At 69.6% G+C, this 1,127-nt stretch carries 1 protein-coding gene; it reads left to right on the forward strand.

What is annotated here, in order from left to right:
• Window positions 1–1,127 (forward strand): bifunctional UDP-N-acetylglucosamine diphosphorylase/glucosamine-1-phosphate N-acetyltransferase GlmU (gene glmU, locus RF645_RS12925; RefSeq protein WP_368819239.1); only part of this gene is annotated, 1,127 nt, incomplete at both ends.

Consider the following 1,127-nt stretch of genomic DNA (forward strand, 5'->3'; position numbering starts at 1 on the left):
GAGCTCGCGCCGCAGCGCATCGTGGCCGTGATCCGTCACCAGCGCGATCTCGTGGCCGAGCACATCGCGGCCGTGGATCCCGAGGTCCTGACCGCGGACCAGTCGGACGTCCCCGGTACCGGTTCCGCCGTGGACGCGGGCCTCGAGGTCCTCGACGCCGAGACCCCCGTGAGCGGCACTGTGCTGGTGACCTACGGGGACGTCCCCCTGCTCATGGTGGACACGCTGCGCGAGTTCGTGGCGCACCACGACTCCCACGGCAACGCCGTGACGGTGCTGACCGCCGATCACCCCGAGCCCGGCAAGTACGGCCGGATCCTGCGGGACGAGCGCGGCGAGTTCGCCGAGATCAAGGAGTTCAAGGACGCCACGGACGCCGAGCGTGCCGTGAGCGAGGTCAACTCCGGGATCTTCGCGTTCGACGCCGCGGTGCTGCGGGATGCGCTCTCCCGCGTGGACACCGACAACGCCCAGGCGGAGAAGTACCTCACGGACGTCCCGCGTCTCGCGCGCGAGGCCGGCCACCGCGTGGACGCACTCAAGATGACGGATTACATGGAGCTCGAGGGCGCCAACGACCGCGTCCAGCTCGCGGCACTGGGGCACTACCTCAACCAGCGAACCCTGGAAATGCACATGCGCAACGGGGTGTCCATCGTGGACCCCGCGACCACGTGGATCGACGACACCGTGGAGCTCGAGGCGGACAGCACCGTGCTACCCGGGACCCAACTGCACGGGCGTACGCGGGTCGCGGAGGACGCCATCGTGGGCCCCGACACCACCCTGACCGACGTGATCGTGGGCCGCGGAGCGCACGTCACGCGCACCCACGGCAGCGATTCCGAGCTGCGCGCGGGCGCCACGGTGGGCCCCTTCGCGTACCTGCGCCCCGGCACGGTCCTGGGCGAGGACGGCAAGATCGGCACGTTCGTGGAGACCAAGAAGGCCACGATCGGACGCGGCTCCAAGGTCCCGCACCTGTCCTACGTGGGGGACGCCACGATCGGGGAGAACTCCAACATCGGCGCGGCCTCGGTCTTCGTGAACTACGACGGCGTGGCCAAGCACCACACCACGATCGGCAACGACGTCCGCATGGGTTCGGACAACATGTACGTGGCCCC

The sequence above is a fragment of the Kocuria sp. CPCC 205260 genome, from assembly GCF_040981045.1.
In the GTDB taxonomy this organism is placed as follows: Bacteria; Actinomycetota; Actinomycetes; order Actinomycetales; family Micrococcaceae; genus Kocuria; species Kocuria palustris.